13 protein-coding genes are annotated in these 15,870 nt (G+C 62.2%); 11 read left to right on the top strand and 2 right to left on the bottom strand.

Going from position 1 to position 15,870, the window contains the following annotated elements:
* The first annotated feature begins 1 nt into the window (after position 1).
* The 3 genes from cobN to IH404_RS16210 are packed head-to-tail and all read left to right on the top strand — an operon-like array spanning position 2 to position 5,417.
* Positions 2-3,763 (top strand): cobaltochelatase subunit CobN, encoded by a 3,762-nt coding sequence (gene cobN / locus IH404_RS16220; protein ID WP_194438438.1) that lies wholly within the window; start codon positions 2-4, stop codon positions 3,761-3,763.
* A complete protein-coding gene (locus tag IH404_RS16215) occupies positions 3,763-4,761 on the top strand; it encodes an AAA family ATPase (protein WP_005788702.1) in 999 nt (332 codons plus the stop codon). The genes cobN and IH404_RS16215 overlap by 1 nt, the downstream gene beginning before the upstream one ends.
* A 53-nt stretch (positions 4,762-4,814) precedes the next feature.
* The gene (locus IH404_RS16210; RefSeq protein ID WP_194440682.1) at positions 4,815-5,417 is read left to right on the top strand and encodes a VWA domain-containing protein; all 603 of its coding nucleotides are present in this window, start codon (positions 4,815-4,817) and stop codon (positions 5,415-5,417) included.
* Between the two features lie 129 nt (positions 5,418-5,546).
* Here IH404_RS16210 and IH404_RS16205 read toward each other — a convergent pair whose 3' ends face one another.
* Positions 5,547-6,494 (bottom strand): DUF1853 family protein, encoded by a 948-nt coding sequence (locus tag IH404_RS16205; RefSeq protein ID WP_005788698.1) that lies wholly within the window; start codon positions 6,492-6,494, stop codon positions 5,547-5,549.
* 145 nt (positions 6,495-6,639) lie between these two features.
* On the opposite strand from IH404_RS16205, the gene IH404_RS16200 reads away from it, so the two are divergent.
* From IH404_RS16200 to IH404_RS16165, 8 genes are all read left to right on the top strand, one after another.
* Entirely contained in the window at positions 6,640-7,530 is an 891-nt protein-coding gene (locus IH404_RS16200; RefSeq protein ID WP_003217892.1) for an NAD(+) kinase, read from the top strand.
* A complete protein-coding gene (locus IH404_RS16195) occupies positions 7,527-8,501 on the top strand; it encodes a metallophosphoesterase (protein ID WP_164365996.1) in 975 nt (324 codons plus the stop codon). The genes IH404_RS16200 and IH404_RS16195 overlap by 4 nt, the downstream gene beginning before the upstream one ends.
* Complete coding sequence (locus IH404_RS16190) at positions 8,498-9,367, top strand: rhomboid family intramembrane serine protease (RefSeq protein ID WP_122734680.1); 870 nt, start codon at positions 8,498-8,500, stop codon at positions 9,365-9,367. Before IH404_RS16195 ends, IH404_RS16190 begins: the two co-directional genes overlap by 4 nt.
* Positions 9,368-9,381: 14 nt before the next feature.
* A complete protein-coding gene (locus IH404_RS16185) occupies positions 9,382-9,642 on the top strand; it encodes a DUF1315 family protein (RefSeq protein ID WP_005788688.1) in 261 nt (86 codons plus the stop codon).
* Positions 9,639-10,469, top strand: coding sequence for a DUF2797 domain-containing protein (locus IH404_RS16180; RefSeq protein ID WP_005788687.1), 831 nt, complete (start codon positions 9,639-9,641; stop codon positions 10,467-10,469). Before IH404_RS16185 ends, IH404_RS16180 begins: the two co-directional genes overlap by 4 nt.
* A 13-nt stretch (positions 10,470-10,482) precedes the next feature.
* Positions 10,483-13,140, top strand: a complete 2,658-nt coding sequence (gene pepN / locus IH404_RS16175) for an aminopeptidase N (protein WP_005788685.1) — start codon at positions 10,483-10,485, stop codon at positions 13,138-13,140.
* Positions 13,141-13,688: 548 nt separating this feature from the next.
* Positions 13,689-14,795, top strand: a complete 1,107-nt coding sequence (gene zapE / locus IH404_RS16170) for a cell division protein ZapE (RefSeq protein WP_194438437.1) — start codon at positions 13,689-13,691, stop codon at positions 14,793-14,795.
* Positions 14,796-14,960: 165 nt separating this feature from the next.
* On the top strand, positions 14,961-15,455 hold the full coding sequence (locus tag IH404_RS16165; protein WP_005788681.1) for a GNAT family N-acetyltransferase: 495 nt from the start codon (positions 14,961-14,963) through the stop codon (positions 15,453-15,455).
* Between the two features lie 98 nt (positions 15,456-15,553).
* Here IH404_RS16165 and IH404_RS16160 read toward each other — a convergent pair whose 3' ends face one another.
* Positions 15,554-15,766 (bottom strand): hypothetical protein, encoded by a 213-nt coding sequence (locus IH404_RS16160; RefSeq protein ID WP_032875909.1) that lies wholly within the window; start codon positions 15,764-15,766, stop codon positions 15,554-15,556.
* Positions 15,767-15,870: the final 104 nt, after the last annotated feature.

Here is a 15,870-nt window from a genome sequence, read left to right as displayed (position 1 = left end):
CATGCACCTGCTCAGGACCCAACCCGGTGGTTTCGTCGCGGACGACAATATTGCCGACCTTGGGCAAACCCCCGCCGAGCTGGTGATCCTGTGCAGCGGTGACTCCAGCCTGGCGCTGCTGGCCGAAGCCGCCCAGCAGTTGCCCGAGGATTACCCCAGCCTGCGCCTGGCCAACCCGATGCAGGTGCAGAACCACGCCTCGGTCGACCTGTACGTCGATGAGGTGTTGCGTCACGCCAAGGTCATCCTGATTTCCTTGCATGGCGGCATTGGTTATTGGCGCTACGGCATCGAGCGCCTGGTAGAGCTGGCCGAGCGTGGCGTCACGTTGATCCTGGTGCCGGGGGATGATCGTCCAGACCCGGAACTCAGCGGCCTGAGCACCGTCGCTGCTGCACAGCGCGAGCGTCTGTGGCACTTTTTGCGCCAGGGTGGCCTGGGCAATGCGTTGGACTTTTATCACTGCCTGGCCAGCGCCCATCTGGGCCGCGACTATGCCTGGGCCGAGCCACAAACCTTGCCGCGTACGGCGATCTATCACCCGCACAAAGCCAATGCTCGCCTCAATGACTGGCAGGCGGATTGGCGCGCCGACTTCCCCGTGGCCGCGGTGCTGTTCTACCGCTCCCACTTGCAGGCGGCCAATACCGGGTTTATCGATGTGTTCTGCCAGCGCTTGCAGGCAGCGGGCCTGAACCCGTTGCCCATCGCAGTGGCCAGTTTGAAAGAGCCCGGTTGCCTCACGGTGGTCGAGGACCTGTTGGACGATGTGCAAGTCGCGGTGATCCTCAACACCACAGGCTTTGCCCAATCCAGCCCCGAAGCGCCGCATCTGCGACCGTTTCGGCGCAACGTCCCGGTGATCCAGGCGATCTGCGCCCAGGATAACCAGCCCGGCTGGGAAGCCAGCGAGCAGGGGCTCGGCCCTCGCGATCTGGCCATGCATATTGCCTTGCCCGAGCTGGATGGGCGCATCATCAGCCGGCCGATCAGCTTCAAGGACCTGGCCTGGCGCAGCGAGCGCAGCCAGTCTGACGTGGTGTGCTACCGCGCAGCGCCCGAGCGCATGGATTTTGTCGCTGAACTGGCGCGGCGTTGGGTTGACTTGGCCCGGGTGCCGAATGCCGACAAACGCATCGCCTTGATCCTCGCCAACTACCCGACCCGTGACGGTCGCATCGGTAACGGTGTGGGCCTGGACACGCCAGCAGCGGCGCTGAATATCCTGCGGGCCTTGCAGGTTGAAGGCTATCCGGTGGCGCCGGCGCTTGCGGACAGCGGCACCGCACTGATCCACGAGCTGCTCGGCGGTGTCACTAACGACCTCGACAGCCTTGACCAGCGCCCGTGCCATCAAAGCCTGGGCCTGGCCGAGTACCAGGCGTTGTTCGATCGACTGCCCGAGTCCAATCGCCAGGCCGTGCTGGAACGTTGGGGCGCTCCACAAAACGATCCGATGTTCCGCGACGGCCGCATGATGATCGCCGGCCTGCGCCTGGGCCTGACCTTCGTCGGCATCCAGCCGGCCCGGGGTTACCAGGTGGACGCGAGCGCCGTGTACCACGACCCGGACCTGGTGCCGCCCCATGGGTACCTGGCGTTCTATTTCTGGCTGCGTCACACCTACGGCGCACACGGCGTGATTCATGTGGGCAAGCACGGTAACCTGGAGTGGTTGCCGGGCAAGGGCGTGGGTCTGTCGGAAAACTGCTGGCCGGATGCATTGCTGGGGCCGCTGCCCAATATCTACCCGTTTATCGTCAACGACCCGGGCGAGGGCGCCCAGGCCAAGCGGCGCACCCAGGCGGTGATCATCGACCACTTGATGCCGCCGTTGACCCGCGCCGAAACCTACGGCCCGTTGCGTAACCTTGAGTTGTTGGCCGACGAGTATTACGAGGCGCAATTGCTCGACCCGCGCCGCGCGCTTGAGCTGCAAAAAGACATTCTCAAACTGGTGCGCGAAACCCGCATCGACCAGGAGCTGGAGCTGGACAGCGAGACTGACGCCGACATCTGGTTGCCGCGCCTGGACACCTACCTGTGTGATTTGAAGGAGTCGCAGATCCGCGACGGCCTGCATATCTTTGGCGAATCCCCCGAGGGCCGCCTGCGCATCGACACCTTGCTGGCGTTGCTGCGCATTCCCCGTGGCGATGGCCGTGGCCCGCAATCTAGCCTGCTGCGGGTGCTGGCCAAGGCCTTCGAGCTGGGCTTCGATCCGCTCGATTGCGCCTTGGCCGAGCCATGGACGGGGCGGCGCCCGTTGGTACTGCAAAAGATTGACGGGCAGTTGTGGCGCACCGCTGGCGATACCCGCGAACGCCTGGAGCTCTACGCGGCGCGCTTGATCGAGCAGGCGCTGGAAGGCCCTGTCGAGCAGTTGGAAGAGCCTGGCTGGGAGGACGTCAAGTCGGTCGTCGAAAGCCTGCGCATTGTGGTGGCGCCGCGCCTGGACGCCTGCGGCCCGGCGGAAATGCGCGGCCTGCTCGATGCCTTGAGCGGGCGCTTCGTTCCGGCAGGGCCCAGCGGTGCGCCCAGTCGCGGGCGCCTGGATGTGCTGCCGACCGGGCGTAACTTCTTTACCGTGGACGTACGCAACCTGCCAACCACCACGGCCTGGCGCATCGGTTTCCAATCGGCCAACCTGATTCTCGAACGTCACCTGCAAGACCACGGCGACCACTTGCGTCAGTTGGGCTTGTCGGTTTGGGGCACAGCCACCATGCGCACCGGCGGTGATGATATCGCCCAGGCCATGGCGCTGATGGGCGTGCGCCCGGTATGGGCCACCGGCAGCCAGCGGGTCGACGATTTTGAAATCCTGCCGATCAGCCTGCTGGATCGCCCGCGTGTCGACGTGACCCTGCGCGTATCCGGCTTCTTCCGCGATGCCTTCGCCAACCTGATCCGCCTGTTCGACGCAGCGGTGCAGGCGGTGGCGGCCCTGGATGAACCGGACGACATGAACCCGCTGGCCGCCAAGGTGCGCAGCGAGCGCCAGGCGCTGGTTGAGTCGGGCCTGGATGCAGAGGCTGCGGCCAAGCAGGCCGGCTGGCGCATCTTCGGCGCCAAACCGGGTGCCTATGGCGCGGGCGTGCAGGGCGCGGTTGACGGGCGCCTGTGGCAGAGCCGCGAGGACTTGGCCGAGGTCTACCTCAACTGGGGCGGCTATGCCTACGGGGGCTCCGATGAAGGCACCGCCGCCCGCGAGCAGTTTGCCCAGCGCCTGAGCCAAGTGCAGGCGGTGTTGCAGAACCAGGACAACCGCGAGCACGACTTGCTCGATTCCAATGATTACTACCAATTCCAGGGCGGTATGCTCGCCGCCGTGGAAACCCTGAGCGGTGACAAGGCCGCCAGTTATCATGGCGACCATAGCCAGCCGGACTTGCCCAGAATCCGCACCTTGAAGGAAGAGCTGAACCGGGTGATCCGCGCCCGCGCTGCCAACCCCAAGTGGATCGAAGGCGTGAAACGCCATGGCTACAAAGGCGCGTTTGAAATGGCCGCGACCGTGGACAACCTGTTCGCTTTCGACGCCACCACCGCGTTGATCGACGATCATCAATATGCACTGCTGGCCGATGCCTACCTGCTGGACCCTGACACCCGGGCGTTTGTGCAGCAGCACAACCCCGATGCCCTGCGCGACATGACCGAGCGTATGCTCGAAGCCCAGCAGCGGGGCATGTGGCAGGCGCCGGGGGCTTATCGCGAAGCACTGGAAAACCTCTTGCTGGATATAGAAGAAGACAGCTGATGACCGAGATTCCCCATTTTCCGCTGTCCGCCGTGGTCGGTGCTGACGACCTGAAACTGGCGCTGTGCCTGACCGCCATCGACCCCCGCATCGGCGGCGTGCTGATCGAAGGTCCGCGGGGCATGGCCAAGTCGACCCTGGCCCGTGGGCTGGCGGACCTCCTTGCCAGCGGCCAGTTCGTGACCTTGCCCCTGGGCGCGACCGAGGAACGCCTGGTCGGCACCTTGGACCTGGATGCCGCACTGGGTGAAGGCCGTGCACAATTTTCCCCCGGCGTGTTGGCCAAGGCTGACGGCGGCGTGCTGTATGTGGATGAAGTCAACTTGCTGGCCGACCATTTGGTGGACCTGCTGTTGGACGTGGCCGCCAGCGGCACCAACCTGATCGAGCGCGACGGTATTTCCCATCGGCATTCGGCGCGCTTTGTGCTGATCGGCACCATGAACCCGGAAGAGGGCGAGTTGCGCCCGCAGTTGCTCGACCGCTTTGGTTTCAATGTGGCGCTGAGCGGGCAGACCTTGCCCGCCGAACGTGGGCAGATCATTCGTCGTCGCCTGGATTTCGACAGTGATCCGGCGGCCTTCTGCGCGCAGTGGGCCGCGCCGCAAGCCGAGTTGCGCGAACGCTGCACGCAGGCGCGGGCGCGACTCGACAGCATCGACCTGGACGATCACGCGTTGGCACAGATTACCGAACGTTGCTTTGCCGCAGGCGTGGACGGTATGCGCGCCGACCTGGTCTGGCTGCGTGGCGCCCGGGCCCATGCGGCGTGGCGAGGCGCGTCAGCCATTGCCGAGCAAGACATTGAAGCGGTGGCCGAGTTTGCCTTGCGCCACCGTCGTCAGCAGCAAACGCCCCCGGCCGCACCGCCGAATCAAGGACAGTCATCAAAACCGTCTGAAAGCTCGCCCGGCCAGGGCCAATGGGGCGATATGCCTGCGCCGGCCTTGCCCACGGGCGCCCGCCGCGATGTGCCGGCCTGGCCAAAAAAGCCCTAGGCATTCGCCCCCGACCTGACGCGGGGGCGGATGCCCGGCCCCAGGCGGGGCGGCTGGACAACGGCAGGCAGGGCACGGCGCGCAGCGCACAGAACGGCAGGATCAATTGGCCGGGTACGTTGCTCGGTGGACGGCCACAATGCCGTGATGACCTGCTGTTCCACCTGCGTAGCCGTTCGGCGCCGGAACTGTGGTTGGTAATCGTCGATGCCTCGGCGTCCACCCGGCGCCATCGGGCGTTGACCGATGCCAAGGGTTTGTTGGCTCAGCTGTTCGACGACGCTTATCGGCAACGGGCGCGCATGGCGCTGTTGACGGCCAGCGGGGCATCGCCGAGGTGGCAGGTGCAAGGTTTGAAGGCGGCGAAGGGCTTGACGGGTTGGCTGGAGCAGTTAGGCGCCGGTGGCGGTACGCCGCTGCTCGCCGCCTTGAGCGAGGCCGGGCAGTGGCTCAAAGCGCGGCGCAAGCGTTACCCGGCGCAGCAACAGCGATTGCTGGTGATCACTGATGGTCGGCTCAAAGCCATTGATGGGTTGCCGCCGTTGGAGTGCCCGGGGTTACTGGTAGACATTGAGCGCGGGCCGATCCGGTTGGGGCGGGCTCAGGAGTTGGCGATGGGGTTGCAGTTGGATTATCAGCATATTGATGCGTTGTAGTGCCTGGGCAGTCGCCATCGGGAGCAAGCCCTCCCACATTTTTCAGTGCGCCGCAGCACTACCTGTGGGAGGGGCGGTGCGACGATTCGACTTGCTCCCGATGGCTGCCTTGAATACACCGAGGATCTATCAGCCTGCCCCCGGCACATTCGGCCAAAGGTCCGCCACCAGAAACAGCCGCTCGGCTTCTTCCCAATCCTCACCGCTGTGCACCATTCGCACCAGTAACTGCGCCGGTGCCATCGGATCCAGGTCCTTCAGCCAGCTTTGCATCTGCGCTTCACTCCACACTTGATCCGCCGTGTAATGCGCAGGTGCCAACCAGGCGTGGCGGGGCAGGGGTTGCCAGTGGCCGGGCGGGCGGGTGCTGACAAAATCCGACCAGTCACGCTGATGCAACCAGCATCCACGCAGATGCTGCGGGTGGGCGCCGATTGGGGGTTGCGCCGTGCCAGGCCAGGGATAGAGCAGATAACCGCCCAGCCACAAATGCGCATCGAACACCTGGATATCCAGCGCCGCCAAGGCGTCGCGGCTCTCGGCCCGTGCAGAAATCGGCAGTTGATGTTCGGCCAGGTGCGCCAGCTTGCGGTCCAGCCGGTCATGGCAGCCCGGGCCGAGCCATTGCGCGGTGTCCTGGCCATTGCCGTCCTGTGGGCCAAGATAGAGTTTGATCGCCAGTTCCAGATGGTGCACGCCATCGCGGTCGCGCAACAGCATGTCCAGTTCGCCCAGGGTATGCCCGGCGCGGCGGATCGGCAGGTTGGCGGCCAGCAATTCCACACCCGGCGCGTGCTGCACGGCAAACTGCCAAAGGCGCTCGTAATAGAGGCCCAGGCGCCGTGTGCGCGACAGGCTGAGCCACTGCTGCAGGGCGCTGCTGTCCTGATCAAGCGCACGCAGCCAATGCTCAAGCCGGTGTGGCGCCTGCACCCAGTCACTGCCGGCCAGCGGGTGGCGCTGCGGCCACGGCGTTTGCGCCAGCATGGGCGGGGCGAGGATCACCCACGCCAGGTCGCGCACCTCGGGGTGGCGCAATTGGCGAGGCAAGTTGTGCAAGTCAGGGAACACGGTCATGGTCCGAGCATAGCCTTTTCAGCCGGGTGAAGGTGCCTGAGAACCATTGTCATCAAGGCGCGGCGGCGACAAAGGATTTTGCCTGAGGCGGCCTTTCGCCCATAATCGTTCTTTTTTGCCGCACCCCAAATCCCGCAGGAGCCCCATGGAGCAATTTCGCAATATCGGCATTATCGGTCGCCTGGGCAGTACCCAGGTGTTGGACACCGTCCGCCGGCTGAAGAAGTTTCTGCTCGAGCGCCACCTGCATGTGATCCTCGAAGACACCATCGCCGAAATCCTCCCGGGCCACGGCCTGCAGACCTCGTCGCGCAAGATGCTCGGCGAGGTCTGCGACATGGTCATCGTGGTCGGCGGCGATGGCAGCCTGCTCGGCGCCGCCCGGGCGCTGGCGCGGCATAACGTGCCGGTGCTGGGGATCAACCGCGGCAGCCTGGGGTTTTTGACCGATATCCGCCCCGATGAGCTGGAAGTCGAAGTGGCCAAGGTGCTCGACGGCCATTATCTGGTGGAAAACCGCTTCCTGCTGCAAGCCGAAGTGCGTCGCCATGGCGAGGCGATCGGGCAGGGCGATGCCCTCAACGATGTGGTGCTGCACCCGGGAAAATCCACGCGGATGATCGAGTTCGAGCTGTATATCGACGGCCAGTTCGTTTGCAGCCAGAAGGCCGACGGCCTGATTGTCGCCACGCCTACCGGCTCCACCGCGTATGCGCTGTCGGCCGGTGGCCCGATCATGCACCCCAAGCTCGATGCCATTGTGATCGTGCCGATGTACCCCCATATGTTGTCCAGTCGACCGATTGTGGTCGATGGCAACAGTGAGTTGAAAATCGTGGTGTCCAAAGACATGCAGATCTACCCGCAAGTCTCCTGCGACGGGCAGAACCATTTCACCTGCGCCCCCGGTGACACCATCACCGTGAGCAAGAAGGCACAGAAGTTGCGCTTGATCCACCCGCTGGATCACAACTACTACGAAGTGTGCCGTACCAAGTTGGGCTGGGGCAGCCGCTTGGGGGGTGGGGGCGACTGATGCTCGATCCCGCGCGTAGCTACGACCTGATTGGTGACGTGCACGGTTGCGCTCATACCCTTGAGCACTTGCTCGACCAATTGGGTTACCACAAGCAGGGCGGCACCTGGCGCCATCCGTCGCGCATGGCGGTGTTCCTGGGCGATATCATCGACCGTGGCCCACGTATCCGCGAGGCGCTGCATATCGTCCACGATATGACCGTGGCCGGGCAGGCGCTGTGCATCATGGGCAACCATGAGTTCAATGCGCTGGGCTGGACCACCCCGGCACCACCCGGCAGCGGCAGGCAGTTCGTGCGCGAGCACAACCCACGTCATGCGCGGTTGATCCAAGAGACCCTGACCCAGTTCGAGCATCACCCGGCCGACTGGCACGACTTCCTCGGCTGGTTCTATGACATGCCGCTGTTTGTCGACGCCGGGCGTTTTCGCGTGGTGCACGCGTGCTGGGATGAAGGCTTCATCCAGCCATTGCGCGCCACCTTCCCGGATGGCTGCATCGACCAGCACTTCCTGCAAGCCGCCGCCGTACCCGGCAGTTTTGCCTGCAACGCCTTCGACCGCTTGCTGCGCGGCACTGATATGCGCCTGCCCGACGGCCTGACCCTGACCGGTGGCGATGGCTTGACGCGGTCGTTCTTCCGTACCAAGTTCTGGGAAGATGACCCCAAGACCTACGGTGACATCGTGTTCCAGCCCGACGCTTTGCCAGAGCCGGTGGCGCGCACGCCGTTGTCGTCCACCGAAAAGAATTCCCTGCTGCGCTACGGCGTCGACGAGCCGTTGTTGTTCGTCGGCCATTACTGGCGCAGTGGCAAACCGGCGCCGATCCGCCCGAATCTCGCCTGCCTGGACTACAGCGCGGTGCTGTACGGCAAGCTGGTGGCGTATCGACTCGACCAGGAAACCCAACTGGATCCGCGTAAATTTGTATGGGTCGACGTTGAGCGACCCGAGGCCATTCCATGAGTACCGTAGCCGTATTGCGCTTGCCCCTGAGCGTCGACCTGGGTGGTTTCGTCAAGTTGCTGCAACGCATGCAGGTGCCCCATCGCGTCAGTGAGGAGGCGGGCGAGCAAGTGTTGTGGGTGCCCGAAACCATCAGCGATGACGTGCGCGTGTTGTATCAACGCTTTCCTGCCGGCGACCCGGACCAGCAGCTGGATATTCCCGAACAGGCACCGGTTGCTCGGCCAGGCTTTGTCCAGCAAGTACGCCATAGTCCGGTCACCGCGCTGGTGTTGCTGGCCAGCCTCATCGTCGGCGCCGTGACCCTGCTTGGTGAAAACCTGCAAGCCATGGCCTGGCTGACGTTCCTGCCTTTCCGGGTGCTGGGCGAGTACATCCAGTTCACACCGCTGGCCGACACGCTCGCTTCAGGGCAGTGGTGGCGATTGGTCACGCCGATGCTGATCCACTTCGGCATCCTGCACCTGGCCATGAACGGCATGTGGTACTGGGAGTTGGGCCGGCGCATCGAAGCGCGCCAGGGCAGTATCAACCTGCTGGGGTTGACCCTGTTGTTCAGCCTGGTCTCCAACTACGCGCAATACGCTTATGGCGGCCCTGGCCTGTTCGGGGGCTTGTCCGGTGTGTTGTATGGCCTGCTCGGGCATTGCTGGATCTTTCAACTATTGTCTCCCAACCCAGCCTATCGCCTGCCCCGAGGGGTGCTGGTGATGATGCTGGTGTGGCTGCTGCTCTGCCTGTCGGGGCTGGTCTCGATGATCGGCTTCGGCCAAATCGCCAACGCGGCCCATGTCGGCGGCCTGGTTATCGGTTGCCTCACCGGTTTGCTCGGCGGGCTGTACAACCGTCGCAAATCGTCTATTTGATAAGGAAGAGCCGAATGTCCTCTTTTGCTGAAATGATCGAAAACATCACCCCCGATATCTACGAAAGCCTCAAGCTCGCCGTGGAAATCGGCAAATGGTCCGATGGCCGCAAGCTCACCGCCGAGCAGCGCGAATTGTCCCTGCAAGCGATGATCGCCTGGGAGATCCAGAACCTGCCCGAAGAGCAGCGTACCGGCTACATGGGCCCGCAGGAGTGCGCGTCCAAGTCGGAGCCGGTGGCGAACATCCTGTTCAAGTCGGATGCGATCCATTGATTGAAATTGGTCGCGGTGCAGTCAGCAAAATGTCGGCGCAACTTGGTGAGCCGACTGTTCAATATGCGTTTCGCCTGGGCGATGTCGAGGTGCCGGTCAATCCGATGATCGGCACCCATGTGCGCCTGGAGTACCTGGGCGCCATTCATTGCAGCCATTGCGGGCGCAAGACCAAGACCAGCTTCAGCCAGGGCTATTGCTACCCGTGCATGACCAAGCTGGCCCAGTGTGACCTGTGCATCATGAGCCCCGAGCGTTGCCATTACGACGCAGGTACCTGCCGTGATCCAGGCTGGGGCGAAAAATTCTGCATGACCGACCACGTGGTGTACCTGGCCAATTCGTCGGGGGTCAAGGTCGGCATCACGCGTGCCACCCAGCTGCCCACCCGCTGGCTGGATCAGGGGGCCAGCCAGGCATTGCCGATCATGCGCGTGTCGACTCGCCAGCAGTCCGGCTTCGTCGAAGACCTGTTCCGTAGCCAGGTGGCCGACAAGACCAACTGGCGCGCCTTGCTCAAGGGTGACGCACAATCGGTGGACCTCAAGCAGGTGCGCGATGAGCTGTTCGCCTCCTGCGCCGAAGGCTTGCTGGGTTTGCAGGAACGCTTTGGCCTGCAAGCCATCCAAACGATTGCCGACATTGAGCCGATTGAAATCCGCTACCCGGTCGAGCAGTATCCGACCAAGATCGTCAGCTTCAACCTGGACAAGAATCCGATCGCCGAAGGCACGCTGCTGGGCATCAAGGGCCAATACCTGATCTTCGACACCGGCGTTATCAACATTCGTAAATACACGGCCTACCAGCTCGCCGTGCATCAGTAGAAGGATCCCAAGCATGCGCACCGAACAACCGAAGATGATTTACCTTAAGGACTATCAGGCGCCGGACTACCTGATCGACGAGACGCACCTGACCTTCGAGTTGTTCGAGGACCACAGCCTGGTCCACGCGCAGCTGGTGATGCGCCGCAACCCCGAGCGCGGCGCCGGTTTGCCGCCATTGGTACTCGACGGCCAGCAACTTGAGCTGCTGAGCGTCAACCTGGCCGACCAGCCGCTGACGGACGCTGACTACCAGTTGACCGACAGCCACCTGACCGTGCAGCCAAAGAGTGAGACCTTCACCCTCGACACCACGGTCAAGATCCATCCGGAAACCAACACTGCCCTGGAAGGTTTGTACAAATCCAGCGGTATGTTCTGCACCCAGTGCGAGGCCGAGGGCTTTCGCAAGATCACTTACTACCTCGACCGCCCGGATGTAATGAGCGTGTTCACCACCACGGTGATCGCCGAGCAGCACAGCTACCCGGTGCTGTTGTCCAACGGCAATCCGATTGCCAGTGGCCCTGGCGAAGACGGCCGGCACTGGGCGACCTGGGAAGATCCGTTCAAGAAGCCGGCGTACCTGTTTGCGCTGGTGGCCGGTGACCTGTGGTGCGTCGAAGACAGCTTCACCACCATGACCAATCGCGAAGTCGCGTTGCGCATCTACGTCGAGCCGGAAAACATCGACAAGTGCCAGCACGCCATGACCAGCCTGAAGAAATCCATGCGCTGGGACGAAGAAACCTACGGCCGCGAGTACGACCTGGATATCTTCATGATCGTGGCGGTCAACGATTTCAACATGGGCGCCATGGAGAACAAGGGCCTCAATATCTTCAACTCCAGCGCCGTGCTGGCCCGCGCCGAAACCGCTACCGACGCTGCCCACCAGCGCGTCGAAGCCATCGTCGCCCACGAATACTTCCACAACTGGTCGGGCAACCGCGTGACCTGCCGCGACTGGTTCCAGTTGTCGCTCAAGGAAGGCTTCACCGTGTTCCGTGATTCGGGCTTCTCCGCCGACATGAACTCGGCCACGGTCAAGCGCATTCAGGATGTGGCCTATCTGCGTACGCACCAGTTCGCCGAAGACGCTGGCCCTATGGCCCACGCAGTGCGCCCGGACAGCTTTATCGAGATATCCAACTTCTACACCCTGACCGTTTACGAAAAGGGCTCGGAAGTAGTCGGCATGATCCACACCTTGCTCGGCGCCGAAGGCTTCCGCAAAGGCAGTGACCTGTACTTCGAACGCCATGACGGTCAGGCCGTGACCTGCGACGACTTTATCAAGGCCATGGAAGACGCCAATGGCGCCGACCTCAGCCAGTTCAAGCGCTGGTACAGCCAGGCGGGTACGCCACGCTTGGCGGTGAGCGAGTCCTACGACGCGGCGGCCAGGACCTACAGCCTGACCTTCCGCCAGAGCTGCCCGCCAACGCCGGACAAGGTCGAAAAACTGCCGTTCGTGATCCCGGTGGAATTGGGCCTGCTGGACGGGCAGGGCGCCGCAATCAACTTGCGCCTGGCCGGTGAGGCTACAGCTGCAGGCACCTCACGCGTGATCTCGGTGACTGAAGCCGAGCAGACGTTCACCTTCGTCGATGTCGCTGAAAAGCCCTTGCCTTCGCTGTTGCGTGGGTTCTCGGCGCCGGTGAAATTGAGCTTCCCGTATAACCGCGATCAGTTGATGTTCCTGATGCAGCACGACAGCGACGGCTTCAACCGCTGGGATGCCGGCCAGCAGCTGTCGGTGCAGGTGTTGCAGGAACTGATCGGCCAGCATCAGGCAGGCCAGCCGCTGAAGCTGGACCAGCGCCTGATCGATGCACTGCGCACGGTATTGAGCGACGAAAGTCTCGACCAGGCCATGGTCGCGGAAATGCTCTCGCTGCCAAGTGAAGCCTACCTGACGGAAATCAGCGAAGTGGCGGATGTGGATGCGATCCACGCGGCCCGTGAATATGCCCGCAAGCAACTGGCCGAGAACCTGTTCGAAGGCTTGTGGCTGCGCTACCAGGCCAATCGTGAGCTGTCCAAGCAAACGCCGTACGTGGCAGAGGCCGAGCACTTTGCCCGCCGTGCCCTGCAGAACATCGCGTTGTCGTACCTGATGCTCAGCGGCAAGCCGCAAGTATTGGCGGCGACCCTGGATCAGTTCGACACCAGCGATAACATGACCGAACGTCTGACGGCCCTCGCGGTGCTGGTGAACTCGCCGTTCGAAGCGGAAAAAGCCCAGGCGCTGGCGGTGTTTGCCGAGAACTTCAAGGACAACCCGTTGGTCATGGACCAGTGGTTCAGTGTTCAGGCCGGCAGCACGTTGCCGGGCGGGCTGGCGCGGGTCAAGGCGTTGATGGAACACCCGGCGTTCACCATCAAGAACCCGAACAAGGTGCGCGCCTTGATCGGCGCATTCGCAGGCCAGAATCTGGTCAACTTCCATGCGACGGATGGCTCGGGTTATCGCTTCCTGGCGGATCTGGTGATCGAGCTCAACACCTTGAACCCGCAGATTGCCTCGCGCCAACTGGCGCCGCTGACGCGCTGGCGCAAGTATGACAGCGCACGCCAGGCGCTGATGAAGGCGGAGCTGGAGCGCATTCTCGCGTGTGGCGAGCTGTCCAGCGATGTGTATGAGGTGGTCAGCAAGAGCCTGGCGTAACGTTTTCTAGCTGATGTTCCGGGGGAAAATGTGGGAGGGGCGGTGCGACGATTCGACTTGCTCGCGATGTGGTGGTGCAGTCACAGATGTATTGATTGACACTCCCTCATCGGGGCATAGGTATCTACACAACTGCAGTTTGCAGCCCCTACTGTAACCACGATGCGAAGCGAGCCGCTCTTGATCTGCTTTTGATCTTAAGCGCCCCGTTAAACCACGCTGGCCGGAATTCGACAGGGATTTGGGGGGTAAACCGGCAGGGATGCCGGTTTAGCCGCCCCGCGCCATGGATGGCGCGTGGCGGCGGCCCCCCAAATCACTGTCGGATTACGGGCACACCGAGCCTAGGCGAGGTGCCGAGTGGTGGGGCAAGAGCGTTTTGCTTACTTTTGGGCTCTTTTCAAAAGTGAGCCGCCGTAAGGGCGGAACCAATAGCAGCCGTTACCCAGATAACGGATATGTACTCGATCTGATCCAACATCCCGGTCGGCTCTTAGGCCGCCATCGGGGGCAAGCCCCCTCCCACATTAGTTCGCGGAGCATCCGGCATGACGTTCGACTCGCCCCTCATTGCCTACCAGCACGCCATCGCCCAACTAGGCTTCGTCCCTGACGACGCCCAGCGTCGGGCGGTGCAGGCTTTGCAAGCCTGTCACGAGGGGTTGCATCAAGGCCGTTCGCCAGTTGCCGGGGTCTATCTGTGGGGGCCGGTGGGGCGTGGCAAGACCTGGCTGATGGATCAATTTCATCAAAGCCTGCGTGTGCCCGCGCGGCGTCAGCATTTTCATCACTTCATGGGGTGGGTGCATCAGCGCTTGTTCCAGCTCACCGGAACCCAGGATCCTTTGCGGGCGTTGGCTCAGGAGCTGAGCCAGGAAGTGCGCGTACTGTGCTTCGATGAACTGTTTGTCAATGATATCGGCGACGCGATCATCCTCGGGCGGCTGTTCCAGGTGATGTTCGAGCAAGGTGTGGTAATGGTGTGCACCTCCAACCAGCCGCCTGAACAGTTGTATGCCGATGGCTTCAATCGCGAGCGTTTTCTGCCGGCGATCGACGCGCTCCGGCAGCATATGCAAGTGGTGGCGGTGGACGGTGGCGAAGATCATCGCCTGCATCCGGGGGTGGGGCAGCAACGCTATTGGGTGGATCAACCGAATGCACTGGCTGCGGTGTTCAAGCAATTGAGCCAAGGCCAGGCCGTGAGCAGCGGGGCGGTGAGCGTGGGGTACCGCTCCATTATGGCGGTGCAGGCCAGTGACACGGTGCTCTGGTGTCGTTACGCCGATCTGTGCGAGCAACCCCTGGCCGCGATGGACTTCATGCTGCTGTGCGACCGCTTCCAGGCCATCCTGCTGGGCGAGGTTGCGAACCTCAGCGCCCAACAGCGCCCGGGGCGGATTGCCCGTGGCACCGAGGACGGCGCCGAGCGGGTGATGGCCGGGGACCGTCAATTGCCGCAGCTGTCGGTTCATGATGACAGCGTGCGGCGCTTTATCGCCTTGGTGGACGAATGCTACGACCGCAAGGTGCCACTCTTTATCGAGGCCCGGGTGCCCTTGGAGTGCCTGTACACCGAAGGCTACCTGGAGTTTCCATTTCGTCGCACCCTGAGCCGCTTGCAAGAGATGCAACTGCAGCGCTTTGCTGTCTAGGAAAAATCCCCACTCCAGGGCCTTTTGCGCGATTTGATGCAAGCAACCTTCGCAATTTCCGTCAGATATTTGTAGTTAATCTCCTTCATCTACTGCCGACTCCACGCTTACAATCGAGGCTCTCAAAGGGAAACGAATCCCTGGTTGTCGTTATCGAGGAAGGAAATGGACACCCCAGACATTCTGGTGCTGCAAGCCAGCTATACCAACGAGGTGCACGCCAACGCCATCGGCTTGCTGCTCAACCACTATGCGCAAGACCCGATGGGCGGCGGCCACGCCCTGTCAGCCGATCTGTTGCAGCAACTGCCGGCTGAACTGGCCAAGCGTCCTCATGCGTTCAGCGTGCTGGCGTTTGTCGGTGGCGAACCGGCGGGGTTGGTCAATTGTTTTGAGGGCTTCTCGACATTTGCTTGCCGCCCGCTGGTCAACGTTCACGATGTGATGGTGATGGAACAGTTTCGTGGCTTGGGCTTGAGCCAGAAAATGCTGCAGAAGGTCGAGGAAATCGCCCGCCAGAGGGGCTGCTGCAAGATTACTCTGGAAGTGCTTGAGGGCAATGAGCTGGCGCAATCGGCGTACCGCAAGTTCGGGTTCGATGATTCGGTATTTGATCCAAAGTATGGTCGTATGTTGTTTTGGAGCAAGTCTCTGTCATAAACGACTGGCGAAAAAAAGGCGCCATTAGATGGCGCCCAATAAACCTTTGCCAACGGAGCGGGATGGCGCAGGGTATTACGGATTAACCAAGCATTAAATCAACTGTTCGGTTGTTCCTGGCTGACGGTATCGACCTTCAACGTCTTTCCGTCGGCAGAGGCCATTCGTTGCTCTGCTGTGCCGTGAGTTTGCTGTTGAATGAAGCTGAAGTTGTCGTAGAACTCCTTCGAACGCTCTGAACCGCCCTCTGCGAAGGCAGCGGCGGAGGTCAGGGTCATCAGGCTGGCAAGCATCAACGTCGAGATTTTCATCGCGGTATTCCCATTAAGAGTGATAGGTGTCTGGCTGGTCCTTGATCAGAATCATGGAGCGACTATGGCGCTATCTTATTAAGTGGGAATTAACTGACAGGCAC

Origin of the sequence: Pseudomonas sp. OST1909, from assembly GCF_015277575.1 — a bacterium.
Classification (GTDB): Bacteria; Pseudomonadota; Gammaproteobacteria; order Pseudomonadales; family Pseudomonadaceae; genus Aquipseudomonas; species Aquipseudomonas synxantha_A.
Note: the sequence above shows the minus strand (reverse complement) of the source record. Positions and strands in the feature narration are given on the sequence as shown.